Below are 24,055 nucleotides of genomic sequence, written 5' to 3' on the forward strand. Positions count from 1 at the left end.
GTTTGCCTTGCCGGGCTTGTTTGGTTCATCCGCGCGTTCCTCCCCTCGCCGCTCACATAAAGATCGTCGGATCGCCGGCGCGCGGCGTCAGCCGTCCGTTCGCCATCAGCCCCATCGTCTCCAGCCAAGCTTCGAAAGCGGGCGCGGGACGGAGCCTCATCGTCTCCCGTAGGGTGGCGATGTCATGGTAGCTGGTCGATTGGTAGTTCAGCATGCAATCGTCCGCCATCGGCACGCCGATTAAATAGTTGACTCCGGCGGCCGACAGCAGGACGGCAAGATTGTCCATGTCGTTCTGGTCCGCTTTCATATGGTTCGTGTAGCAGACGTCCACGCCCATCGGAAGCTGCTGAAGCTTGCCCATGAAGTGATCCTCCAGGCCGGCTCGGATCACCTGCTTGCTGTCGTACAGATACTCCGGCCCGATGAAGCCGACGACCGTATTGACGATGAACGGCTTGTATCGGCGGGCAAGGCCGTAGCAGCGAGATTCCAGCGTCACCTGATCGACGCCGTGATGCGCTTCTCCCGACAGCTCCGAGCCTTGGCCGGTCTCGAAATACCAGAGATTCGGTCCCGTTCCGGTACCTTCCCGCCGAATCAAGTCATCCGCTTCGTCCAGAAGCGCAACGTCGATGCCGAACGCCGTATTGCCGGATTGCGTCCCCGCCAGGCTCTGGAAGATCAGGTCTGCCGGCGCTCCGGACCGGATTGCCTTCATCTGCGTCTGCACGTGGGCCAGCACGCAATTCTGGGTCGGAATCCGCCACTTCTCCATGATCTCCTTGGTCGCGTCCAGCAAGGCTTTGACGCTGTCCGGGGAATCGATGACCGGGTTGATGCCGAGCACCGCGTCGCCGATCCCATAGCTTAGCGCTTCGTATAACGACGCCTTCATTCCCTGCAGGCTGTCGGTCGGATGATTCGGCTGAGCCCTTCCCGCCAATACGCCGCGTTGGCCAATCGTAATGTTGCAATGGGAGACGACCTCGATCTTGGCGGCGGCTTGCACGAGATCCAGGTTCGTCATGAGCTTCGCGACGGCGGCGACCATCTCGCTGGTTAAACCGCGTCCGACGCGCCGGATCTGATCTTGGTCCGTGCCCTGCTGCAGCAGGAACTCGCGGAGCTCCGCTACCGTCCATTGCCGGATCTGCCGATAGATCGGTTCGTTCACCGCTTCCTCGATGACCCTGGACACCTCGTCGGATTCGGGAGGAATGAGCGGATGATTGCGAATGTCCTCGAGCGTCAGGTCGGACAGCACGAGCTTGGCCGCCATTCGTTCTTTGGCATCTTCCGCCGCGATGCCCGCGAGCTGGTCCCCGGACTTCTCTTCGTTCGCCTTCGCCATCACTTCCTTGAGCTCTCGGAACTGATACGTTCTCCCGAACGCCAAAGTCTTCAGCTTCATCCTCCGTTCCCTCCCAAGCTCTTGTGAAAAGCCAGCGTCTTGACGACGACAGGCGTCATGGCGCCGGAGATCGGTTCTCCCAGGTCGACGTAATCGCCGAACTCCGCGCGGATCTGGTCGATGCAGACGATTCTCGTCCCGGTGCCGAACCGGCGCTCCAGCGCTTGGCCAAGCGCCTTCGCCATGTCGTTCTCGCACAGGATCACGATAGCCTCGGCGTCCCGCAGATGCCCCCGATAGGCTTGGGCCAACGCATCGGCCAGTCTCTGAAGCTCCTTGTAGCCGAATCGTTCCATGCCCGAGAGGGCAAGCGCAAACCGCGCGGAGGAATCCAGCGCGTACAAGCCGGCGCCGTGGCGAATCGTCCTCTCGATCGCATCCTCCAGCTTCTCCGCGGGATCGGAAGCCTCCGGACAGAGCTCCGCCTTTATGACGGGGAGATTGCGGATCGGCAGAAGCGAAGGCTCCAAGTGCGCGGTCGCCCCGCTGATCTCCGTCGTCTGCATCCCCGCTCCGATGACGGTCGCCCTGACCGTCTCGTCCGGTCGGCCCAATCGGATCGGGTAGTTCGCCGCGAGCTCCTTCAGCTCGTGCGCCAATAGCGGGCCGATGTCGCCATAGACGGCCGCGTCGGCCAGAGCGGTAATCTCCTTCCCCTGCATCAATTGTCCGATGCCGCCGGAGAACGTCCATTCTTCCGGCTTCGGAAGACTCTCCGGAGGTTCCCCTAGCAGTAAGGCCCTGTTGGAATGCCCGCCGGGATAGGCCGCCCCGGCCAGATAATCCAGCATATCCCGGCCCAGCGCGGTGCACAGGTTCTTCAACTGGTCGAAGAGGAGCCTCTGTCCCTTCTGCAACTGCCATCCGCGCGCTTCAAGCCAGGGTCGAAGCGAAGACGAGACCGACGCGACTCTGCCGTCCGGTTCCAGCCGGATCAAGCGGCCGCCGACATGGAACGTAACGGTGCCCGCGGGCTTGCCCCGATGGAAGAAAGCGGCGTTCGCCGTTCCTCCGCCGATGTCGATGTTGCAGACGGCTCCCCTCGTCCGCTTCGAACGCTCTTCCGCCCCCGCTCCCTTGCCGGCGAGCAAGCCTTCCAGATCGGCTCCCGCCGCGGCGACCACGAAATCTCCGGAACGCTCCGCCAAGCGATGCACGATCTGCCGGGCATTGTTCTTGGTTGCCGTCTCTCCCGTAATGATGACGGCTCCCGACTTCAGGTCCGACGCCCGAATGCCGGCTTTACCGTATTCGCCGAGCAGGATGTCCCATAGGCGGTCCGCATCCACTTCGTCCTCGCTGCGAAGAGGCGTCTCGTAGATAGCGCTTTGATACACGAGCACGCGTTCCTTGATCTCGTACCGTGGCATGCTCGTCAAGCTCGAGGAGCGAGCGAGCCGAAGGCGGCTGACGATCAGCTTGGTCGTGCTTGTCCCGACGTCGATCCCGACGCTGGGGATCCACGTCCCTTCGTCCAACCCGCCGGTCAAGCCTCGTTCCTCTCCTTCTCGCGCCAAGCTCCGACGCCGTCGGCAAGCAGCCTCTTCGCCAGATGAGGCATAGGCTCGCGGCTGAACATGCTCGCTTCCCTTAATCGCCGATAAGCCTCCTCCTCGTCGCAGGACATCTCTCTCATGAGCGCGCCTTTGGCCCTCTCGATCACTTTGCGATCCTCGACGGATTGCCGGAGCTCCTGCAGCTCTCTCCGCAGCGACGCCATTTTCTCCCGCTGGCCGAGCACGATCTCCACCGCCGGAATCAAGTGTTCCTCCGATACGGGCTTGACTAGGTAGGCGGACACACCCGCCGACCGCGCTTCCCGCACGAACTCCTTCTGGCTGTATGCGGTCAGCAGCAGAACCGAAGTATCCTGGTTCCGCAGCTTGCGAATGACATCGGCCGCCTTGATCCCGTTCATCGCCGGCATCTTCACGTCCATGATGACGAGCTCCGGCTTCAGCCTGGCCGCGAGCTCGATCGCCTCCGTGCCGTTCTTGGCTTCGCCCGCGATCCGGTAGCCCTCCTCTTCCAGCATCTCTCGAAGGTCCAAACGGATAATCGGATCATCGTCCACGATCACGATGGCCGGTCTCATCGGAACTCCTCCTTCCTCGGGCCGCGATCTAGAGGAAAAGCGATATGAATGGCCGTTCCATTCTCTCCGGATTCCATCGCCAGCTCTCCGTTTAAATTTTCCGCGACGAGCGTCTCCACGATCTTAAGCCCCAGATGCTTGCGGGACTTCTCCGACGGGTCATCCGTCATCTTGATTCCGCTCCCGTCGTCCGCTACCGTCATGCGGATGGAAGAGCCGTTCGCGTCGAAGGAGATCGTCGCTATCCCCGCCGTTCGGTCGGCGAACGCGTGGGTCACGCAGTTCTGCACCAATTCGTTGACGACCAAGGCGAGAGTCGTCGCTTCGTCGGAGGACAGCGAGACGGACGGCCCGGCCGTCGTCACGCGAATCGACTGCTCCGGACGCGCGGAGGAGGAGACGACGTTCTTGGCGATGCGTTCGGCCACTTCGTTAAAGGAGATCCGATCGTCCCCCTCGTACGCGAGCATCTCGTGAATGACGGCAATGCTGTTGATCCGATTGATGCTGTCCCGGACCATTTTCTCCGCTTCCGCATGCTTCGTTCTTCTCATCTGCAGCCGCAGCAAGCTGGATACCGTCTGCAGGTTGTTCTTGACCCGATGATGGATCTCCATGATGACGGCCGATTGAAGCTTCAGCCTCTTCTCCTTCTCGATCAGCTCCGAGATATCCCGAATCAGCATGAAGCCTCCGACGGCCCGCTGCCCGCTGTACACCGGAACCGCCTTCAGGACGAACGCGGCGTCACCCGTTCGAATATCCCGATCGAAGATGCCGGACGCGCTCAGCAGCTCTCCGGAATCCGCCAGATCGCCGAACAGTTCCGCGACGCCGCGGTTGACCGGAGAACCGGAGAAGCCGATATCCCGAAGCATGCGCACGGCTTGGGGATTCGTGTAGATCACGCGTTCGGACTCGTCGAAGAGGACGATTCCTTCGTGCATCAGCGATTGCATGCCTCCGCTTGCTACCGCCATCCGCAGCAAGGTCTCGCCCAGCTGCTCGGTCGTCTCCTGAAGCCGCTCCACATGGCGCTCCCGCTCGACCTGCTCTCTGATGTCCCGCTCCATGATGAGCGCTCCGATGACCTTTTCTCCCGCAACCGCGCGAATCGGCACCACATTCTGCTGGATCGGAATCTGCTCCTGCGAGATCCCCCGGGAACCGACGACGGGCTGACCGGATACCAAGGAGAAAAGAACGGCCGGCTCGTTGCGCGCATAGGCCATCTGCCCGACGACGGACGTCCGGTACATCGACGGGAAAGTGGACGGATGCGCTTGGGCCACGACGAGCGCCGCGCCGGGGTCGGTTGTCGGACAATCGATAAAGACATCCGATTGGGACACGTCGGCGATGAGCTGCAAGCTTGCCGCCAATTCGGCGATCCTGCGAGCTTCCTCTTCATTCAGGGTGGTGCGCGACAGGCACCATTCGAAACTCGGTATCATGCACAACCCCTCCGCCTTGAGGTTATCGAACGATCGCCAACAGCTTCTCCCGCAGCTCATCGATGCCCTGCAGGCTTCGCGCGGACGTAAGGACGATCTCGCCCTGCCCCAACGACTGGCGAAGCAGCTTTACGGCTCTCTCGGCGTCCGCCTTCGGGTGATCGGACTTGGTAACGGCTCCGAGCGCCGGCACCGGGAATCCCCCGGCGAAGCCCGGCGGCAAGGACTGGCGTTCCCGCGTCGCGTCCTGTACGAGCAGAACGGCCGCCGCCTCATGCGAGGTCGCCATCAGGGACCGGTAAAAAAGCGGATTCTCGCTGTACTCTCCCGGCGTATCGATCGTCCAATCGCGGTAGAGCAGGCTTTGCGTCTTGGCGGCAGGGCCTTGCTCCCCGAGCAGCGCCTTGATTAGCGTGGACTTGCCGGCGGCGACCGCTCCGACGATCATGATTTTTCTCATCCGCGCTACGACCGCGTCAGCGGTGCCGCCGCAAACTTCAGCTTGCTCTGCAAGAAGCCGTTCACGGCCTCCAGCGCCATCTCTACCGCCGAGACTTCGCCCACGATGACGAGCGAGCCGGTGAAGCGGTCCAGGTAGCCGATCCCCACGCCCGCCGCTTTGGTGGCGATATCCGCCGCGATAATGGCGGTCTCCGTCGGCGTAAGCGTCATGATGCCCAGAGCGTTCGCTTCTTCGATTCCCAGCTTCGTATACAGCACGGGGTCGGGATTGGCAATGATATGGGCGAGCGTAAGCTGCTTGCCGGGAACGTACTCCTGGATGACTCTCGTCTTGCCTTGCTCCTCCAACGGGCGCTCCTCCCTTCAAGTCAGCTTTAGGGCTGTTCCCCAAGCTCGAAACTGTCTATGATTCCGACGATCATCGCGTCCACCGGCACTTGCTTGCCGCTGAACAGAATGCGAGCCGGACTTCCCCGCGAGACGATCACCTTCTCGCCGACTCCGGCGCCGATCCGATCCGCCGCGATAACCGTCGAGCCCGCTTCCCGATCGTGAAAGTCCATCGGCTGTACGATCAGCAGCTTCAGATTGTCCATTCCTTCTTCTTTCTGCGTTGCCCACACGCTGCCGATGACGAGTCCCAGAAACATATGCGTCTCCTCACCCTTCCTCCCCGACGTAGACGAAGACTCCCCTGTCTCTTAGCAGATCCCGTGCGAGCGGCGATACGAGAGTTCTCTTCCCGAGGGAGAGCCTCGAGAAGCTCCCTTTCTCCGCCTGCCGTTCGACCCATTCGGCCGAGACGAGCCTGCCCTCGAACCGGATCGTTGCCGCCCCTTCGTTCGAAGCGGCGGGAATCGCTTGCTCTCCCGTTGCGGGCGGAGAATAGGTCTCTTCTATCGTTAATGCGGCGGACTTGGTACGTTCGGCTTCCGTCCGGTCGAAGAAATCGGCCGCCAGCTCGGCAAGCTGATGCATTGGGCCGAAGCTCGCGCCGTACATGGTCAGCTCTTGCTTGTAATAATCGAATAGGTTCTGGTAAGGCTTCGGAAGCTTTAACGTCTTCAGCGTCCTCCGATCCGCCCGCGTAAGGCCCGGCGAATCTTCGCCGATCCAGGCCGGCTTGCCCAGAACGAGCGCCCCGAACAGCAGATCCGACAGGACGGTGCCCCGAATGGCAAGCGTCGCTCTCCCGAGGCTGTCCAGATCGACCTCCGGAAGGAGAAGGCCGTCGTATTCGAGCGGCAGCTCGAGCGGCGAAGGCGCGAATTCGTCGGCGGCAATCGCCCTGCCGCAGCCGGAGCTCTCGATTCGGCGCGACCCCAGCCAGGCCGACGCCGCACCGTCGAGAAACAGCAGATCGAAGGCGATTCCGTGCTTCTGCAGCAGGATGTATTGATCCGAATACGCTTCGTATGCGGCGGAATCCGCACAGACGAACAACAATTTGAATGGCCGAACCGGCGATTGGCCGAGCTTGCCGACGATCTCGCGCACGATAGTTTCCACAAGCTTGTTTAATTCCACGTTTGGCTGCCCCCTCGCGGCACCCGTTTTAGTCTTCGCCGGCGCTAATGCCGAGCAATCGGACGACATCGCCCGTCTTCAAATTCGCCGCGTTCGCCTCGTCCAGGTCGATATGCATCTCCAAGCGGAACGCCGGGCTCACCCGAACCGCGACGTCGGCGAATACGACAGGCCGGTCTCCCAAGGAACGTACCGACAACCGATCGCCGTTCGATACGCCGAAGCTTCTCGCCTCTTCGTCGGACATGTGGACGTGGTTGCGGGCCACGATTACGCCGCTGCCGAGCACGACCGCGCCTCTCTCCCCCGCCACGGCGATGCCCGGCGTATCGGCATGATCCCCGGACAGGCGGATGGGCGGATGAATTCCGAGCGCATAGCCGTCCGTTCTCGAGATCTCCACTTGAGTAACGCCCCGGGAAGGACCGAGTACGCGAACGTTCGTCAGGATCCCTCTCGGTCCGATCAACGACACCGTCTCCCTCGCGGCGAATTGCCCCTGCTGCTTCAGCTCCCTCAGAGGCGTCAACCGATGTCCGGGCCCGAATAAAGCTTCCACGTGCTCGGGCGAGAGATGGACATGCCGATTCGAGACCCCCACGGGAATCGTTCGCAAGGCGATGGAACGGATTCCATCGGGAGAATCGTCGTAAGCGTCGACATCCCTTCGGGAACGGCCCTCCGCCCTCCGAACGTCGATCCCCCTGGCCTTAAGAAAGTCGGAAGCGGCCGGCGTCAGCCTATCACTCTCCCCGATCGGAAGCGGATTAGGAAGGCCTTCGGCGAGACGCGCGCGCAGGTCCGCTTCGGTAATAATCGCCATCCGGGACGTTACCCTTCGAGCTTAGGCAGAATGAATTCGATATCCCCGTGCGGACGCGGAATGACGTGCACCGACACCAGCTCCCCCACTTTCTCCGCGGCTGCCGCTCCCGCATCCGTCGCGGCCTTCACCGCGCCGACGTCGCCCCGCACCATGACGGTGACCAGGCCTCCTCCTACATGAACCTTGCCGATCAGCCTGACGTTAGCCGCTTTGACCATCGCGTCCGCCGCTTCGATCGAACCTACCAGTCCTTTCGTTTCGATCATGCCCAATGCCGCGAGCTCTCCTGCCATTGCCGATTCCTCCTCGAATGATCGTTCGAATGTTCGATCTCGTTATTTGGACTTTCCGTTTAACCGCGAATAAGGCGCAAAACCTTGCCTGCGTTTATTGAACCTGCAGCTCCGCCAGCACGGCTTGCACGATGCGCCGAACCTCGTCGCGGCTGATCGGCGGTCCCCCACGTTCGGCCAGCGTCCGCGCCGCCCGTTCCGATGCGAGCTCATAGGCGGACTCCGCTTCGGAATCGGGCATCTCTCGGATCCCGAACGCGACGCGTTTGATATTCAGCAGATGCTGCGGTCCGATGTTATCCGAAGTGATGTTGTTGCCGTAAGCCCCGCACCCGAGCGTCATGGACGGCTGCAGGCCGGTAACCGCCCCGATGCCGCCGAACGTCGTGCCGGCGTTGACGATGATACGCGAGGCGGGCTTCTCCAAGCCGAACGCCTCGATGATCGCCGTCTCCTCGCAATGGATGCCGACCGTGTGCCCCAGCCCCCCCAGCTCGAGAAGCTCCATGCACCTCCGGCAGCCCTCCTCCCAATCGTTCACGGTGTACAGCGCGAGCAAGGGGCTAAGCTTCTCGACCGACCAAGGAGCGGCAAGCCCGACTTCGTTCTCCTCCGCAATCAGCAATCGGGCGTCGGATGGCACTTCAATGGCGGCCATCGCGGCGATCGCTTGCGGAGACTTGCCGACCACGCGGGGATTCAGGCTCCGGCCCGAGCCCTCCAGGATGACGGAAGCGACCTTGATCTTGTCGGTCCCCGACAGGAAGTGTGCGCCGTGCCGCTTGAGCTCTTCCGCCAATTGGACTTTGATCCTGCGGTCGACGACGATCGCTTGCTCGGATGCGCAGATCGTGCCCCAATCGAACGTCTTGCTCTGAACGATTTGCCTGACGGCTCTGGGGAGGTCGGCGCTGGAGTGAACATAGACAGGCACATTGCCGGGTCCGACGCCGTAAGCCGGCTTGCCGGAGCTGTAGGCTGCCTTCACCATCCCCGCTCCTCCCGTCGCCAGGATCAGATCCGTCAACGGATGCCGCATCAATTCCTCGCTTGCTTCGAGAGTCGGCCGCGACAAGCAATGGATAAGGCCTTCGGGCGCTCCCGCTTCCTCGGCCGCCAGGCGCATCGCCCTTGCCGCCTCCCTGCAGCATTCGAACGCGGCGGGATGGGGACTGATCACGATGGCGTTGCGCGCTTTGAGGGCGATCAAGCACTTAAAGATGACGGTCGACGTCGGATTGGTCGAAGGAATGATCGCCGCGATCACCCCGACGGGCTGCGCGACTTCCCAGACCTTCGTACTCTCATCCTTGCGGATAATGCCGACGGTCGGCATGTCCTTGATCGCCTCGTACACGCTGCGGGCGACGAACCGGTTCTTGGCGGCTTTGTCCGCCGGCTTCCCGTACCCCGTCTCTTCGACGGCCATGGCGCCGAGCCGCTCGGCTTCCGCATCCGCCGCGTTCGCCATCGCCCGAACGATCTCGTCGATCTGCCGCTGCGTCAGCCGTTCCAGCTTCTTCTGAGCCGCGTTCGCCTCCGTAAGAGAATCGCGAACCTCCTGGATCGAATGCAAATCGGCATCCAGCCTCATGAATCCGCTCCCTCCTCTTTGCCTGCGGTCGGCTTCCGAGGCCTTCCGGGCGGCCTCGGAAGCGGTGGAGGCTTGTCGTTCTCCGCGGCTTTGCCCGCCGAACCCGCCAAACCCGCCGATCCTCGCAGCATCGGCGGAACGCTCCCGTCAGGACGTGGTATGACGTGGGCCGAGATCAGCTTGCCGACCCGGCTGGCCGCTTCTTTGCCGGCATCCACCGCGGCCCGAACGGAAGCGACGTCTCCCCATAGGTATACCGTCACAAGTCCGGCATCCGCTTGCTCGTAGGCCGTCACGCGAACGTCCGCCGTCTTGGCGGCTGCGTCGGCAGCCGCGATCAGAGCCGGCACGCCCCAAGTCTCTATCAGTCCCAACGCGAATGGATACGCTTTCAACTATTTTTCCTCCTATCCGCTTAGCCCAATCTTGTCGGGGCGGCCGCAACGGATCTCACCGCCGAGGCGAAAGCCTCCGCGGCGGCGGCGCATGCCGACTGGCTCCCCGTCAGAAGACCGCCGGCGAAGTTCGTCTCCGTCGGCGGTCCGTAGAATTGGCACAAACGTACGTCTGCGGCCTTGAGCGCCGCATCGAGACCGAATAGCGCTTCAAGCGGAGGCGCGATCAAATAAGCCAGCGGATCCCCTTCGCTGATGCCGGCCGCTTGGGACAAGTACGAACCGGTACGGGAGACGACATGCGCATAATACGCATGCGTAGCCTGCTCATCCAACGCATAGAAGCAAGCTCCGTTCTCCATCAGTTCGATCGCGGCTTCCAGCCCGCTTCTGACTTCAGCCGGCGACTCGCCCCCGATGACCCCGATGAATTCGCCCGACAACGGGCCGGAGGCGTGAGCGGAACCCGCGTAGAACGATTTGGCGTAAACCACCTCTACCGACGATTTCTTGGTCGCTTCGTCGATCGCCGTGTAGCCGACGTCGTCGATGCTGGAAGTCATAAGACCCAGGCTGCGGATTCCCGGCCTTAGCTCCAAGCGGGACGCCAAGCCCGGATCCACGTTCGGTATAATTCTTACGGCGAGCGGAATGGCGCGAATCGGCAACACGCATCTTCACCTCTCCGGGACAAGGTTGGTTATCCGTACAACAAAAAGCGCCCGAGATCAAAGAACGGGGGTTCCCATCGGATCCCTCTTCATGTCTCAGGCGCCATTGCCCAAAAGTTACTATGCTGTTATGGGTACCTTGGCTACTACTTTAACCGGAGGGCCCCCGCCTTGACAAGCGTTACCGAATGCCTATTTATGCGACAAGAACCGCCCGGGGGGGCGGTTCTTGTCGGGATCGGCCGCGGCTTAGTAAGCCTTGGCGAATACGACCGTATGCTTGGCGTCGTCGCCGCAGACAAGACACTTCGTCTTCGTCTCCGCCGCTTCGAACGGAATGTTGCGGCTCGTGTAGCCCGTCTCTTCCTTGACCTGCTTCTCGCAGGCGTCGGAGCCGCACCAACCGGCAAGAGCGAAGCCTCTCTTCTCGTCGGCGGAAGCCTTGAGCTCGTCCAACGTCTCGACGGAATAGAAGTTCTCTTCGCGGAATTGCAGCGCGCGGTCGAACAGGTCCTGATGAGCCGCTTCGAGAGCCGCTTGCACCTCGGCGACGATATTGTCGAGCGGAACCTGCTTCTTCTCGCCGGTTACCCTGGAGACGAGGACGCAGACGCCGTTCTCCAGGTCGCGAGGTCCAAGCTCCAGACGGATCGGCACGCCGCGCATCTCGTATTCGTTGAACTTCCAGCCTGGCGACACGTCGGAACGATCGTCCACGCGGACGCGGACTCCGGCAGCCTTCAGCTGGGCGTAAATCTCATCCGTCTTGGCGATGACTTGCTCGCGGGTCTTCGGTGGTCCGATCGGGATCATGATCAGCTGCGTAGGCGCAACCTTAGGAGGCAGCACAAGCCCTCTGTCGTCGCCGTGCACCATGATGAGCGCTCCGATCAGGCGCGTGCTCACGCCCCACGAAGTCGTGTGGCAGAACTCCAGGTTATTGTCGCGGCTCAGATACTTGATATCGAAAGCGACCGCGAAGTTCGTTCCGAGATAGTGGGACGTTCCCGCTTGAACCGCGCGGCCGTCTCTCATCATCGCTTCGATGGAGTAGGTATCGACCGCTCCGGCGAACTTCTCGGACGGCGTCTTCTGCCCCTTGATTACCGGAATCGCCAGCACGTTCTCGACGAATTCCGTGTAGACGTCGAGCATCGTCATCGTTTCCTTGCGGGCATCCGCTTCGTCCTCGTGAGCCGTATGGCCTTCCTGCCAGAGGAACTCGCTTGTCCGCAGGAACGGCAGCGTGCGCTTCTCCCAGCGAACGACGTTCGCCCATTGGTTGATCAGCATCGGCAGGTCCCGATAAGACTGGATCCACTTCGAATACATATGGCCGAACATCGTTTCGGACGTCGGGCGAACCGCCAAACGCTCCTCAAGAATCTCGCCGCCGGCTTCGGTGACGAACGGAAGCTCGGGGTTAAACCCTTCGACGTGCTCCTTCTCCTTCTGGAAGAAGCTCTCCGGAATGAACATCGGGAAGTAAGCATTGCGATGGCCCGTTTCCTTGAAACGGCGATCCAGATCCTTCTGAATGTTCTCCCAGATCTCGTACCCTTCCGGCCGGAAGACGATGCAGCCGCGAACCGGGGAATAATCCATGAGCTCGGCTTTCTTGATGACGTCTATATACCAGCGGGAGAAGTCCTCCGCTTGCGGCGTTATTTCACTTACGAACGCTTTATCCTTCGACATATCGGTTCTCCAACCCCTGACAACGGCTAATTTTTGACCAATCGTAAAATATCGTTATAGGTAACGACGACCATAAGCAGCATAAGCATCGCGAATCCGATGAAGTGAACCATCCCTTCCCGGTTCGGATCCACCGGCTTGCCGCGCACCGCCTCGAGCCCGATGAAGAGAAGCCGGCTTCCATCCAATGCGGGAATCGGAAGCAGGTTGAAGATTCCCAGGTATAGGCTGAGAACGGCCGCCCAAGAGGTCAATTCCGGCAAGCCCTGCTTCGCGATCTGCGCGGTCATGTCGGCGGTGCGGACCGGTCCGCCCAGATCGTCCAGTTTGAAGTCTAGCGTGACGATCTTGCCGAGGCTCTGGAAGATTCTCTCCGTCATGTCCGCCATCGTCGTTCCCGCGAACTTGAACGTCTCGAAGAAGCCCGCTTGCCTCATCTCCGGCCTCAAATAAAGCCCGACCTTGCCGGTAGCCTTGTCGGGAGTGACGTTGATGGTGACATTCTGTCCGTCCCGCTCGACAACCCATTCCATCGGTTTGCCCGCGGACGCTTGAATCTTCTCGATCAGCAGGTTGCTGTCCCCGCCGATCTCCGCACCGTTCACCGTCTTGATCCAATCGCCCTTATGTAAACCGGATTCGGCCGCAGGAGCTCCCGTTTCCGTTCCGCTGACGAATACCTTGGACGGATGCTCGACGGCTACGCCGGCCATCTGAAGGTAGAGCGCGAACAGGAAGAACGCGAGAATAAAGTTCATCATCGGGCCGGCGAAGATCGCCATGGCACGTTTGCCGGTGGACACGCTGCCGAATTGCCGGTCGACCGGGGCGATCTGAGTCTCTTGCCCTCTCGTCATCACGAGGGCTTGAGGATGGACGTCATAGCGTTCGATATCGCCATCCACGTCCAACGTGACGAACAGCTCTCTCTCGATATCCAGCTTGACGATCTCGCCTCGAACGATCTGGGAGCGTTCGTCCAGCCGGTCGAGATAGAAACGGGTAACCTTGCCGTCCTTGACGCGAAGGCCGACGGTCTGTCCGGGCTGCATCTCGACGATCTCGGGATCATCTCCCGCCATCCGAACGAAGCCGCCCGCCGGCAAGAGCCGCAGCGTATACCGAGTCTCGCCTCTCTTAATAGAGAAGAGCTTCGGGCCGAAGCCGATCGCGAATTCCCTCACGAGAATGCCCGCGCGCTTAGCGAAATAAAAATGACCGAACTCATGTATCGTGACCAGCACGAAGAATACCAATACCGTCAGAAATACGACTTGAATCATTTCCATGCGATTCTACCCCCGTTGCCTGTGACGGCTGTCCTTAGATTAACATTATTCTCCGAGCCGTTACAAGAGAATACGGTCCGGGGGGAAGTTTGTCTCAATTATTTGATCGAGCCTGCCTCGCGGCGAGCCCAGGCGTCCGTCTCGAGAATCGTGCCGAGATCGGGCAGCGCGATCGCCGAAGCCGCGTGCTTCTCCAGAACCTTCTCGATAATGGACTCAATCGAGAGGAAAGAGATTTCGCCGCGCAGGAAGCGCGCGACCGCCGCTTCGTTGGCCGCATTGAACGCCGTTGTCGTCGTTCCGCCCGCGCGTCCGGCCTCGTAGGCCATTCGAAGGCATGGATAACGGGCAAAGTCCATCTCGCGAAAATGAAGGGTGCCTGCCTTGATCAAGTCCAGAGGAGCGGCTGGGGACGGACGACGTTCCGGATACGTGAGCGCATATTGGATCGGCACGCGCATATCCGGGTTGCCGAGCTGAGCGATAACGCTTGTATCGGCGAACTCGACCATCGAGTGGACGATGCTCTCGGGATGAAGGACGACGTCAATCCGATTGTAAGGCAGGCCGAACAGCCAGTGAGCTTCGATCACTTCTAGACCCTTGTTTACCATCGTCGCCGAATCGATCGTTATCTTGGCGCCCATCGACCAGTTGGGATGCTTCAGGGCGTCCTCGACCGTGACGCCGACAAGCTCTTCTCTCGAGCGGTCGCGGAAGCTGCCTCCGGAAGCGGTAATGAGCAGCCGCTTGATCGCTTTGCTATCTTCGCCGTTCAAGCATTGGAAGATAGCCGAGTGCTCGCTGTCGATCGGGAGCAGAGGCACGCCCTTCTCCTTCGCGCGTTTCGTTACGATATGGCCGGCCGTGACGAGCGTTTCCTTGTTCGCCAAGCCGATGGCCGCTCCGGCGTCGATCGCCGCCAGCGTCGAGCGCAAGCCCAGCGATCCTACCAGAGCGCAAACGACGTAATCCGCTCCGCTGCCCGACGAGACCTCGGTAAGCCCTTCTTCTCCGACGAGCAGCTTCGTTCCGGGCGGTAGCTGCCCGCGCAGCTTCTCCGCCGTCTCTTCGGAAGCGACCGATACGACTCGCGGTCGGAATCGATGGGCTTGCTCCAGCAGCAAGTCTCCGTTGGCTCCCGCCGCCAGCGCGACGACTTCATACGACTCGGGGTCCCTCGACACGACATCCAGCGTCTGCGTTCCGATCGACCCCGTGCTGCCCAGTACGGCAATTTTTCTAGTCGGCATCTTCGTCCTCCATGAAGTTAAAGAAATGCGTGATCTCCGTCAGTGCGGCAGCAGGCCGAGAAAATGAACGAATGGGAACACGATGAGCCAGCTGTCGGTCCGGTCAAGGGCGCCGCCGTGCCCGGGCATCAGATTGCCCGAATCCTTCACGCCGCGCAGCCGCTTGTAAGCCGACTGAATCAGATCGCCAAGCGTGCCCGCGACGGCCGCGGCGAGAGCGATTCCGATCGCCTGCCAGAAGTGAATCCAATTCGGATGAATAAAGTAGAAGACGATAGCCACGATGACGGAGATCACGAGTCCTCCGATCGCTCCCTCCACCGTCTTGTTGGGGCTGATCGCGGGCCATAGCTTCGTCTTCCCGATAGCTCGTCCGACGAAATAAGCTCCCGCGTCCGAGGCCCAGATGCAGAAGAAGGTCAGCAGCGTCCAGAAGACGCCATGCTCCAGGTCGCGCGTAACGACCATGTAACGGAATCCGATTCCTATGTAGAACGCCCCGAGGAACAGCAGGCTGGCGTGTTCGAGGTGAACGCGATTCTTGCTGAAGACGGTCGCCGTCAGGAGCAGGAACATGAGCAGCCAGGTACAGCTCTCGATCGATACCGGCTCCCATCCGAAAGGCATAACCGGAATGGAGAGCAGAAGAACGCCCGCATAACCCGCGAGAACGTCCCACCGAAACGAGGGGAACTGATTCAGCTTTACGTATTCCCGATACCCGACAAGAGCGACAATCGAAAGAAAGGCGGAATAATACCCGCCCCCTAGGAAAATGACTCCGAGAAAGATAAGTCCCGCCACAATACCGGATATCAAACGCTGTATCATCGATTACAGCCCCCCGTAGCGCCTAGCCCTGCGTTGGTACTCGCAGATCGCATCATTCAAATGTTGTTCGTTAAACTCAGGCCAGTAGATATCGGTAAACCAGAATTCGCTGTAAGCCAGCTGCCACAGCATGAAGTTCGACAGACGCAGTTCGCCGCTTGTGCGAATAAGCAGGTCCGGATCAGGCAGATCGCTGCTTAGAAGATTCGACTCGAACAGCTTCTCGTCGATGGAATCCGGGTCTAATTCACCGTTCGCTGTCTGCTTGGCAAGCTTGCGTGCCGCCTCCACCATCTCGAGCCGGCTTCCGTAATTAAGAGCAAAATTAAGCACAAGTCCCGTATTCCCGGCGGTCTTGCGAACGGCTTCTTCGATGGCTGCCAGCGTAAAATCCGGCAGAAGATTCTCGATTCCCATCATTCTTACCTGGACGTTGTTCGCAATGAGCTCATCCAATTCGAGAGATAGAAATTCCTGCGGCAGCTTCATTAGAAAATCAACTTCGGCTTTAGGGCGCTTCCAATTCTCTGTAGAAAAGGCGTATAAGGTCAGATATCGGACTCCAAGCCGATCCGCTTCCTTGGTGATCCTCTTGATGGCTTTCATTCCGCTGTGGTGGCCCGCAATACGAGGCAGTCCCCTGGCTTTCGCCCAGCGGCCGTTGCCATCCATGATGATCGCCACATGCCGCGGCACATTCTCTCTCGACCCTTCACCGCTCTGCTCCGTCGCCTTTATCGCGTTCTTCTTATCCTGTGCCTTGTCACTCTTCAGGCGTTGCGCCCAGCTTCTGAAACGGTTCATCATGGTCGTACCCCCTGGTCCAAGAACAATAAACCCCACCTGACGGAGGGGTCGAAGTAGAAGGCGTTACACATCCATAATTTCTTTTTCTTTAGCTGCCAGAATCTTATCGACTTCCGCCGTGTAACGGTCGGTAATCTTCTGCATGTCATCCTGATGGCGTCTCGACTCATCCTCGGAGATTTCGCCTTTCTCCTTCTTCTTGATGTCGTCGTTCGCATCGCGTCGAATGTTCCGGATCGCAACCTTGGCCTCTTCCCCGAACTTCTTCGTGGATTTAACCAGGTCGGCGCGGCGTTCTTCGGTCAGCGGCGGGATGTTCAGGCGAATGATCGTTCCGTCGTTTGCCGGAGTGAGGCCGACATCGGATTTCAGGATCGCCTTCTCGATAGCGGCAAGCGCCGACTTATCCCAAGGCTGAATGATGATGGTTCGGGAATCCGGCGTATTGATCGTGCCGAGCTGATTGACCGGCGTCAACGCTCCGTAGTACTCGGCTTGAACGCGGTCAAGGATAGCCGGGGAAGCACGTCCCGCGCGCAGCGTCGCCAAATCGCGCTTCAAAGCTCCAAGCGCTTTCTCCATCCGTTCTTCGGCATTCTTCTTGATCGATTGAGGCACTTAGTCCACGCTCCCCTTCACAATCGTTCCAATTTTCTCACCCATTACCGCACGTTTAATATTGCCTTGCTCCGTAATCGCGAATACGAGCAATGGAATATTGTTGTCCATGCAGAGAGAGGAGGCCGTTGCATCCATAACTCCCAGGTTCTTGTTCAGGACATCAAGGTAAGTAAGCTGCTCGAACTTCTCCGCCGTCGGATCCTTGAACGGATCCGCGCTGTATACGCCGTCGACCTTGTTCTTCGCCATCAGAATGACTTCGGCTTCGATCTCGGCCGCGCGAAGAGCCGCCGTCGTATCCGTCGAGAAGAACGGATTGCCCGTGCCGGCCGCGAAGATGACGACGCGCCCCTTCTCCAGGTGACGAATCGCGCGTCTGCGGATATAAGGCTCGGCGATTTGCTGCATGGCGATAGACGTCTGCACGCGAGTCGGCACGCCGATCTGTTCCAGCGCATCCTGAAGAGCCAGCGAGTTCATGACGGTCGCGAGCATCCCCATGTAATCTGCAGTCGCGCGGTCGATCCCCTTCTGGCTTCCGGAGATTCCGCGCCAGATGTTCCCTCCGCCGCAGACGACGGCCACTTCAACGCCCAGTTCGACAACTTCCTTCACTTGCTCGGCGATCGAGATAATGGTCGTAGCGTCAATGCCATAGCCGTTCGACCCGGACAGCGATTCGCCGCTGACCTTCAGCACCACTCGTTTGTAAATGGGACGATTCAACGTTAGTACCTCCAGCATTCTTTTAGGCTCGCGAATTTCAGCGGCCGTTTTTCATCCAAAAAAAGGGAACACGTCGTGTTCCCTCCGCTTTGTAAAAACTTATGCTTTGACTTGAGCCATAACTTCTTCCACGAAGTTGTCTTGCTTCTTCTCGAGGCCTTCGCCCAGTTCGAAGCGTACGAAACGACGGATCGAGATTTGCTCGCCGATCGTTGCGATCTTCTCGTTCAGCAGCGTTTGGATCGTCTTGTCCGGATCCTTAACGAAGGATTGCTCCAGCAGAACGACTTCTTCGTAGTATTTGTTGATGCGGCCTTCGACCATCTTGTCGACGATCTTCTCCGGCTTGCCTTCGTTCAGAGCTTGAGCGCGCAGGATTTCGCGTTCCTTCTCGAGATCGGCAGCGTCCACTTCTTCGCGGCGAACAACCTTCGGAGCTGCTGCAGCGATGTGCATAGCAAGGTCGCGCACGAAATCCTTGAATTGATCGGTCATTGCGACGAAGTCGGTTTCGCAGTTGACTTCGACGAGAACGCCGATACGGCCGGCGCCATGAATATACGATTCAACGCGGCCTTCGGTTGCAACGCGGTCGCCCTTCTTAGCGGCTGCCGCAAGGCCCTTCTCGCGAAGGAGCTCGGCTGCCTTCGTGATATCGCCGTTTGCTTCTTCCAGCGCTTTCTTGCAATCCAACATGCCAGCTCCGGTTCTTTCGCGGAGCGTCTTTACGTCTGCTGCATTAATTGCCAACTGAATAACCTCCTGTTTATGGCCGCACCCTATGGCTCGCGGACAGTTCGAATTTGGTCTTAAAAAAGGGCGGTGAGAAGGTTCTCTTCTGACCACCCTTTGCTTGATTTGCTGATTGGCGTCTCTTAAACCGTCGCTTCTTCGCCTTGACGCGATTCAACGATGGCGTCAGCCATTTTGGACGTCAACAGCTTCACGGCGCGGATGGCGTCGTCGTTGCCTGGAATGACGTAGTCGATCTCGTCCGGGTCGCAGTTCGTGTCGACGATGCCGACAATCGGGATACCCAGCTTGCGAGCTTCCGCTACCGCGATACGCTCCTTGCGAGGGTCGATGATGAACAGGGCGTCCGGAAGCTTGCGCATATTCTTGATGCCGCCGAGGAACTTCTCGAGGCGATCCTTTTCTTTGCGGAGCAAGATAACTTCCTTCTTAGGAAGAACTTCGAACGTGCCGTCTTCTTCCCACTTCGTCAGCTGGTGCAAACGATCCGTACGCTTCTGAATCGTGGAGAAGTTCGTCAGCGTACCGCCGAGCCAACGTTGGTTGATGTAGTACTGGCCGCTGCGCTCAGCTTCTTCCTTAACGGAATCTTGAGCTTGCTTCTTCGTGCCGACGAACAGCATCGTTCCGCCTTGCTCAGCGAGCTGGCGAACGAAGTTGTAAGCTTCGTCGACTTTCTTGACCGTCTTTTGCAGGTCGATAATGTAAATGCCGTTACGTTCAGTAAAGATGTACTTGTCCATCTTAGGGTTCCAACGACGGGTTTGGTGACCGAAGTGTACCCCAGCTTCGAGAAGCTGCTTCATGGAGATTACTGCCATCTGTTACTGCACCTCCTGAGTGGTTTTTTTGTAGGTGAATCCCTCCGCCATTCGCGCCTTCCGCCGGAACTCCTCGAATGAGAAGCACCGCCGACGAAATTGAACGGCGTGCGTTTTTTCACACCGGGGAATACTATATCATAACTACCAACTCTTCGCAATGGCTCTATGCCAATTTCGTTAGGAAAAAATGGAGAACGCTTGCTCTCAATACTTGGCGCGGGTAATCTCGTTGATGATCTCCTGGAAGGAAGGCTTTCCGACAAAGGTGCTCGTTCCGACGCGCAGCTTGCCGCTGTACGGCTTCGCTTGCTTGACGAATCGGTCCTTGTCCTCGATAAGCCCCAGCTCCTGAAGGCCTGTCGCGACCTCGACGAGGCTGGCGTTGTTGCGGATATAGAACGAATACGTGTGCTCTTCCTTAGCGGGAGTCGGACCGGCTTCCGCATCTTTCGAAGATTCGGCCGCGCCGGCATTCCCGGTCGCCGGGCTATCCTTGCCGCCTTGATTATCCTGACTGCCTTGATTAGCTTCGCTGCCTTGATGATCTTGGCTATCGGCGTCCTTGCTTGCCGACTTCTCCTCTTCGGCCTTCCGCACGGCGGCATCCAGCTCTTCCTGGGAATAGGTCTTCGCCGTGCTGTCGACTAGCGCGAACCCCTGAGCTTTGGCTTCCTGCTTAAGCTCCTCTGCGGTCAAGGAGGCTCCGGACAAGCCGAAGGAGGACGAGCCCTTCTCCGCAGCTTGGATCAACTGCAGCATCGACGCGCCGAGCATGAGTCCAAGACCAAGTCCAATTAGCAATCCCCGACGTTTAAACACGCTGATTATCCTCCCGTCTGGCCAATTGCAATATCAACTGGATCTCGCCCTTGTTCATATTCATTTCTCTGGCGATCTGTTCGATGGAACGGCCTCTCTCATACAACTCGAGAAGCGTGGAATAACGCGACTTGATGGTTAACGAGGCGGTAGGCGCCGCCTCTTCCCGCGCCGCCTCGGTTCTTGCGTCTCCTGTCTTCTCAAGCATGGAAGAGAAGATCTCCCCGGCGTTGACCGGTTCGTCTAATGGCTCGTCTAACGGCTCGGATTCCGCGGCTTCCGCCATTCCTGCCGTCGCCTGAACGCTCGCTTCCGCCATTCCTGCCGTCGCCTGAACGCTCGCTTGCGCGATCTGGTATGCCGCCGACTGCCGCTCGCCGCCTTCCCCCCGCTCCGACCATTCGGACATTTGTCTCTCCATCTCGCGAATCCGGCGGCTCAGCTTATCGACCGTGTCGTCCTGCTCTCTCTTGAATGCCGTAACGGCTTCGATCAGCTCGCGATTCTCCGCTTCGAGATCCTCAAGCAGCCGATCATAGGCCGCTTCTCCTTGCAAGCCTGCCGGCTCCGTCTTGCCGCTTCCCCCGCTCTTCGGAATCATCAGGCCGTAACCGGCTATCGCGGCTCCCGTAATGACGATACTAATCCAAGGCTCCATCGGGCCCGCCACCTTCCTTCCGAGGCCTCATTATAACGAAATATCCAGATGCTTGCCTTTGAAGGGATGTTCGGACATACGCTCCGTTCCCTCCTGCTCCTTAGAGCTCCGCTTCTTCCGGTTCGATGAGGACTGCTGTCTTTCTTTGGGTTCTTTGTCCGAGATGGAACGTTTCGAAGCGCCCTCCGTCTTCGTGTTGCTCTGAGCCTGCTTCTCCGCCTGCTTGACCGCTTGCTGCCCGAGCGCGGCCTGCTCCATCGCGGGGCGCTGCTGTTGCTGCTGCTGCAGCGGGGACAGCTCGATCGTGCGCGGCATGGAAACTTGCAAATCCAACGGTTTATAGGACATGGCTCCGCACCTGCTTTCTATATAAGAGGTGAGTTTCCGCTCTTAATCAGACGTACGGAACGGGCACGATCTCCCCGTCGACGAAACGGTAAGACACTCGCTGAACGCCGTCTTTGATGAATCTGGTGTAGCGTCCGATCATGATCTTGGTTCCTCCGAAGATCGTATGAACGGCGTCCACTCGTGCGGTTGACGTATCTTCCAGCGCCTTCTCGATCTCCAGGATTTTCTCTTTGGCGGTCTGCAGCTCTTCCGCGGTCTGCTTGCGGGTAGCGGTCAGCTGCAAGCGCATCGTGATTCTCTGCGGGGGAAGCTGGCCGGCGGCGGCAAGCTGATTCAGCATTCCGAGAGCCTTGTCCGTCTTGTCCAACGAGTCCGTCAACGCGCGAATGACCGCGCGAAGCTCGTTAAGCTCCTGACGAAGCTCCGGCCTTACGCCGACTTCAATGGAAGTGGCCGTAGACATCGCGTTGCCGATCATGCGCGCGGTAATTTTCTCCCCAGCCTGCAGCGTGCCTCCGACAATCAGACCTTTGGAACCGAGGCACAGAATCTCCCGTCCGGCCCGCACGTTGGAATGCATGATGCTCTGGCTGACGATGACATCCTCGTTCGCCTGAACGATGCCTTCTTGGATAAAGGAGCACTTGACGGACCGTCCGGCTTTGACCAAGCCTTTGTTGTTCCCGATAATTCCTCCCGAAATCTCGATGGAACCGTCGGATTCCACCTCGGCCCCCTCGATTCCCCCGGTAACGCGAATATCGCCGGAAGCGCGGATCTTGAAGCCGCTGAGAACGTTGCCGCGAATGACAACGGTTCCGACAAAATCGATATTGCCGATATGATAGTCGACGTCCCCGTTCACTTCGTAAACAGGGAAGACGTTGAGCTTATCCTTGTCCGTCTTGGTGACGAGACCGTCGATCGCCGCATAGAGGCCCGTCTTCTCGGCGTTCACGACCACGTTCTTGCCCACCTTGAAGTTAGCCTCTTTGCCGTCCTTCGGCTCGATCACCGCTCCGGTGACGTCCTTGCCGGGCACTCCGGGAACCGGAGGGTAGCGTTCGGCGATCAACTGCCCGGCCTTGACGTTGGCAAGCTGGGAGACTTCCCGGTAATCGATGCTGCCATCCGAACGTTCGACGGGCTTTCGGCTTGCGCTCTCCTGATCATAGAGCTGCTTGATGAAGCCATCCGTGCCGTTCTGCGGAGGAGTGCCCTTCGCCACGACGTTCTGGCTGAAGAAGAAATCGCTAGGCTTGGCCGAGATCATGCGGAGAAGATCGTGTTGAATGCCAAACTTGATTCCGCTGCTCCCCAGAATTCTCTCCAAATCCTGAACGGAAGCTTTGATAGCGCCTTCCACGCGCTTAAAGACGAGGAAAGCCAACATCTTATCCTCGGAGAGCTCTACTTTCACGGCGTCATCCAAGTTCGTTATCTGCTCGATGGACATGATTCGCTCCTCCAGGTAGAAGGTCTCATTTGTGCAACAGCTGTTCTTTTTGCTTCCCTAGTGCCGCTCTCAAACGAAGAATCGCTTTGGAATGCAATTGAGAGATGCGGGAAGGAGACAGAGACATCACTTCGGCAATCTCGCTTAAGGATAAATCCTCGTAATAGAAAAGGGAGACGACCGTTCTTTCTTTGGGCGTGAGACGGTCGATTCCTTGCATCAACGTTTCTTTCAGGAAGGTGTCGTGGACTTTGGACTCCGGGTTGACCGCCTTTTCGTCCACGAGCAGGGACAGCCTGGTCTCGGATTCTTCTTCCCGGATCGGATCTTCCAAGGAACAGATGGTAGAGACCGCCACCTCCTGAAGCATGTGTTGAAACTCTTTGTTCGATATATTGAGGTAGCTGCACACTTCTTCGTCCGTCGCGGATCTCAGATTCCTCTGCTCGAGAACGGCATATGCATCTTCCATTTTTTTCGCTTTGTCTCTTACCGAGCGCGGTACCCAATCGCCCTGGCGCAGACCATCGATGATAGAGCCGCGAATTCGCCAAGACGCGTACGTCTCGAATTGCAGCCCCCTCTGATAGTCGAATTTCTCAATGGCATCGATTAGTCCCATGGCCCCGTTGCTCGCCAAGTCGTCTTTCGTTACGTTCTTGGGAAGCCCGACGGCCATTCGGCTCGATACGTAATCCACGAGCGGCAAATAATGTTCGATCAGTTGCTTCTTCGCATCCAGATCCCCATCTTCCTTCCAACTCTTCCAGAACGATTGGTGGGATAGTCGAGAACGTTTATGATCGATCATCTTTGCTTCACCTTCCTTATTCGTCCTTCATGCGTCGAACCGCTTGGACCATGTCTTCCGTGTTTACGTTGTCTACCGATACCAGCCTGGAAGGCTGCAAGGGTTGAAAATCCATTGCCGGACGAGCCGGCTCGCTTGACCATTGGCTCTTCATTAAATCCGAAAGCTCCGAATCGTCTTCCGGCGTCGCGAGGTCAAGCACCGAGCCGCGCTCTTCTTCCGGCTGCCCTCCCAGAGGCGATGCGGACGGCTTCAGCAGCGTGCCAAGAACCGTTCCGATCGCGAACGCTAGGACGGCGAACGCGATAAAGGCATAAAAACTGCGAATAATCGTTGTGACAGGCGGATTGCTTCCGATGGAGAAAAGGAAGGTCAAAACCGCCCCGAAACCGCCGAAACCGACGATCCAGCGCCAAGAACGGGTCAT

General features: G+C 58.9%; 28 protein-coding genes. All 28 read right to left on the reverse strand.

The window, feature by feature from the left end; all coding sequences use genetic code 11:
- Positions 1-52: 52 nt before the first annotated feature.
- Positions 53-1,414, reverse strand: coding sequence for an ethanolamine ammonia-lyase subunit EutB (locus ELR57_RS14705; protein ID WP_126959853.1), 1,362 nt, complete (start codon positions 1,412-1,414; stop codon positions 53-55).
- On the reverse strand, positions 1,411-2,904 hold the full coding sequence (locus ELR57_RS14710; RefSeq protein ID WP_238162534.1) for an ethanolamine ammonia-lyase reactivating factor EutA: 1,494 nt from the start codon (positions 2,902-2,904) through the stop codon (positions 1,411-1,413). Before ELR57_RS14710 ends, ELR57_RS14705 begins: the two co-directional genes overlap by 4 nt.
- A complete protein-coding gene (locus tag ELR57_RS14715) occupies positions 2,901-3,509 on the reverse strand; it encodes an ANTAR domain-containing response regulator (RefSeq protein ID WP_126959854.1) in 609 nt (202 codons plus the stop codon). The genes ELR57_RS14710 and ELR57_RS14715 overlap by 4 nt, the downstream gene beginning before the upstream one ends.
- A complete protein-coding gene (locus ELR57_RS14720) occupies positions 3,506-4,963 on the reverse strand; it encodes a sensor histidine kinase (RefSeq protein ID WP_238162535.1) in 1,458 nt (485 codons plus the stop codon). Before ELR57_RS14720 ends, ELR57_RS14715 begins: the two co-directional genes overlap by 4 nt.
- Positions 4,964-4,985: 22 nt before the next feature.
- On the reverse strand, positions 4,986-5,423 hold the full coding sequence (locus ELR57_RS14725) for a EutP/PduV family microcompartment system protein (protein ID WP_126959855.1): 438 nt from the start codon (positions 5,421-5,423) through the stop codon (positions 4,986-4,988).
- 5 nt (positions 5,424-5,428) lie between these two features.
- Complete coding sequence (locus ELR57_RS14730; RefSeq protein ID WP_126959856.1) at positions 5,429-5,773, reverse strand: BMC domain-containing protein; 345 nt, start codon at positions 5,771-5,773, stop codon at positions 5,429-5,431.
- A 26-nt stretch (positions 5,774-5,799) separates the two neighbouring features.
- Positions 5,800-6,075 (reverse strand): EutN/CcmL family microcompartment protein, encoded by a 276-nt coding sequence (locus ELR57_RS14735; RefSeq protein WP_126959857.1) that lies wholly within the window; start codon positions 6,073-6,075, stop codon positions 5,800-5,802.
- A 10-nt stretch (positions 6,076-6,085) separates the two neighbouring features.
- The gene (locus tag ELR57_RS14740; protein WP_126959858.1) at positions 6,086-6,952 is read right to left on the reverse strand and encodes a hypothetical protein; all 867 of its coding nucleotides are present in this window, start codon (positions 6,950-6,952) and stop codon (positions 6,086-6,088) included.
- Between the two features lie 28 nt (positions 6,953-6,980).
- Positions 6,981-7,775 (reverse strand): phosphate propanoyltransferase, encoded by a 795-nt coding sequence (gene pduL / locus ELR57_RS14745; RefSeq protein ID WP_126959859.1) that lies wholly within the window; start codon positions 7,773-7,775, stop codon positions 6,981-6,983.
- An 8-nt stretch (positions 7,776-7,783) separates the two neighbouring features.
- Complete coding sequence (gene eutM, locus ELR57_RS14750) at positions 7,784-8,071, reverse strand: ethanolamine utilization microcompartment protein EutM (protein WP_126959860.1); 288 nt, start codon at positions 8,069-8,071, stop codon at positions 7,784-7,786.
- 94 nt (positions 8,072-8,165) lie between these two features.
- Positions 8,166-9,665 (reverse strand): acetaldehyde dehydrogenase (acetylating), encoded by a 1,500-nt coding sequence (locus tag ELR57_RS14755; protein ID WP_126959861.1) that lies wholly within the window; start codon positions 9,663-9,665, stop codon positions 8,166-8,168.
- Positions 9,662-10,060, reverse strand: coding sequence for a BMC domain-containing protein (locus tag ELR57_RS28540; RefSeq protein WP_126959862.1), 399 nt, complete (start codon positions 10,058-10,060; stop codon positions 9,662-9,664). Before ELR57_RS28540 ends, ELR57_RS14755 begins: the two co-directional genes overlap by 4 nt.
- A 20-nt stretch (positions 10,061-10,080) precedes the next feature.
- Positions 10,081-10,731: an ethanolamine utilization microcompartment protein EutL gene (eutL, locus tag ELR57_RS14765; protein WP_126959863.1), complete on the reverse strand. Its 651-nt coding sequence runs from the start codon at positions 10,729-10,731 to the stop codon at positions 10,081-10,083.
- A gap of 249 nt (positions 10,732-10,980) precedes the next feature.
- The gene (proS, locus tag ELR57_RS14770; protein ID WP_126959864.1) at positions 10,981-12,429 is read right to left on the reverse strand and encodes a proline--tRNA ligase; all 1,449 of its coding nucleotides are present in this window, start codon (positions 12,427-12,429) and stop codon (positions 10,981-10,983) included.
- Between the two features lie 26 nt (positions 12,430-12,455).
- Positions 12,456-13,718 carry an RIP metalloprotease RseP gene (gene rseP, locus ELR57_RS14775; RefSeq protein ID WP_126959865.1) on the reverse strand — a complete coding sequence of 421 codons (1,263 nt, stop codon included), beginning with the start codon at positions 13,716-13,718 and terminating at the stop codon, positions 12,456-12,458.
- 98 nt (positions 13,719-13,816) lie between these two features.
- The gene (locus tag ELR57_RS14780; RefSeq protein ID WP_126959866.1) at positions 13,817-14,971 is read right to left on the reverse strand and encodes a 1-deoxy-D-xylulose-5-phosphate reductoisomerase; all 1,155 of its coding nucleotides are present in this window, start codon (positions 14,969-14,971) and stop codon (positions 13,817-13,819) included.
- A 39-nt stretch (positions 14,972-15,010) separates the two neighbouring features.
- A complete protein-coding gene (locus tag ELR57_RS14785) occupies positions 15,011-15,802 on the reverse strand; it encodes a phosphatidate cytidylyltransferase (protein WP_126959867.1) in 792 nt (263 codons plus the stop codon).
- 3 nt (positions 15,803-15,805) lie between these two features.
- On the reverse strand, positions 15,806-16,609 hold the full coding sequence (locus ELR57_RS14790) for an undecaprenyl pyrophosphate synthase (protein WP_126959868.1): 804 nt from the start codon (positions 16,607-16,609) through the stop codon (positions 15,806-15,808).
- A gap of 63 nt (positions 16,610-16,672) precedes the next feature.
- Positions 16,673-17,227, reverse strand: a complete 555-nt coding sequence (gene frr / locus ELR57_RS14795; RefSeq protein WP_126959869.1) for a ribosome recycling factor — start codon at positions 17,225-17,227, stop codon at positions 16,673-16,675.
- Positions 17,228-17,956 carry a UMP kinase gene (gene pyrH / locus ELR57_RS14800; RefSeq protein WP_126959870.1) on the reverse strand — a complete coding sequence of 243 codons (729 nt, stop codon included), beginning with the start codon at positions 17,954-17,956 and terminating at the stop codon, positions 17,228-17,230.
- Between the two features lie 99 nt (positions 17,957-18,055).
- Complete coding sequence (gene tsf, locus ELR57_RS14805) at positions 18,056-18,706, reverse strand: translation elongation factor Ts (protein ID WP_126959871.1); 651 nt, start codon at positions 18,704-18,706, stop codon at positions 18,056-18,058.
- Positions 18,707-18,831: 125 nt separating this feature from the next.
- Positions 18,832-19,530, reverse strand: a complete 699-nt coding sequence (gene rpsB / locus ELR57_RS14810) for a 30S ribosomal protein S2 (protein WP_126959872.1) — start codon at positions 19,528-19,530, stop codon at positions 18,832-18,834.
- Between the two features lie 207 nt (positions 19,531-19,737).
- Positions 19,738-20,352: a hypothetical protein gene (locus ELR57_RS14815; RefSeq protein WP_126959873.1), complete on the reverse strand. Its 615-nt coding sequence runs from the start codon at positions 20,350-20,352 to the stop codon at positions 19,738-19,740.
- Positions 20,345-21,010: a hypothetical protein gene (locus ELR57_RS14820; protein WP_126959874.1), complete on the reverse strand. Its 666-nt coding sequence runs from the start codon at positions 21,008-21,010 to the stop codon at positions 20,345-20,347. Before ELR57_RS14820 ends, ELR57_RS14815 begins: the two co-directional genes overlap by 8 nt.
- A gap of 30 nt (positions 21,011-21,040) precedes the next feature.
- On the reverse strand, positions 21,041-21,358 hold the full coding sequence (locus ELR57_RS14825; protein ID WP_126959875.1) for a hypothetical protein: 318 nt from the start codon (positions 21,356-21,358) through the stop codon (positions 21,041-21,043).
- A 46-nt stretch (positions 21,359-21,404) separates the two neighbouring features.
- Positions 21,405-22,817, reverse strand: a complete 1,413-nt coding sequence (locus tag ELR57_RS14830; protein WP_126959876.1) for a flagellar assembly protein A — start codon at positions 22,815-22,817, stop codon at positions 21,405-21,407.
- Positions 22,818-22,842: 25 nt separating this feature from the next.
- The gene (locus ELR57_RS14835; RefSeq protein ID WP_126959877.1) at positions 22,843-23,628 is read right to left on the reverse strand and encodes a FliA/WhiG family RNA polymerase sigma factor; all 786 of its coding nucleotides are present in this window, start codon (positions 23,626-23,628) and stop codon (positions 22,843-22,845) included.
- Between the two features lie 16 nt (positions 23,629-23,644).
- Positions 23,645-24,055, reverse strand: a complete 411-nt coding sequence (locus ELR57_RS14840) for a hypothetical protein (protein ID WP_126959878.1) — start codon at positions 24,053-24,055, stop codon at positions 23,645-23,647.

This window comes from Cohnella sp. AR92, assembly GCF_003990975.1.
In the GTDB taxonomy this organism is placed as follows: Bacteria; Bacillota; Bacilli; order Paenibacillales; family Paenibacillaceae; genus Cohnella.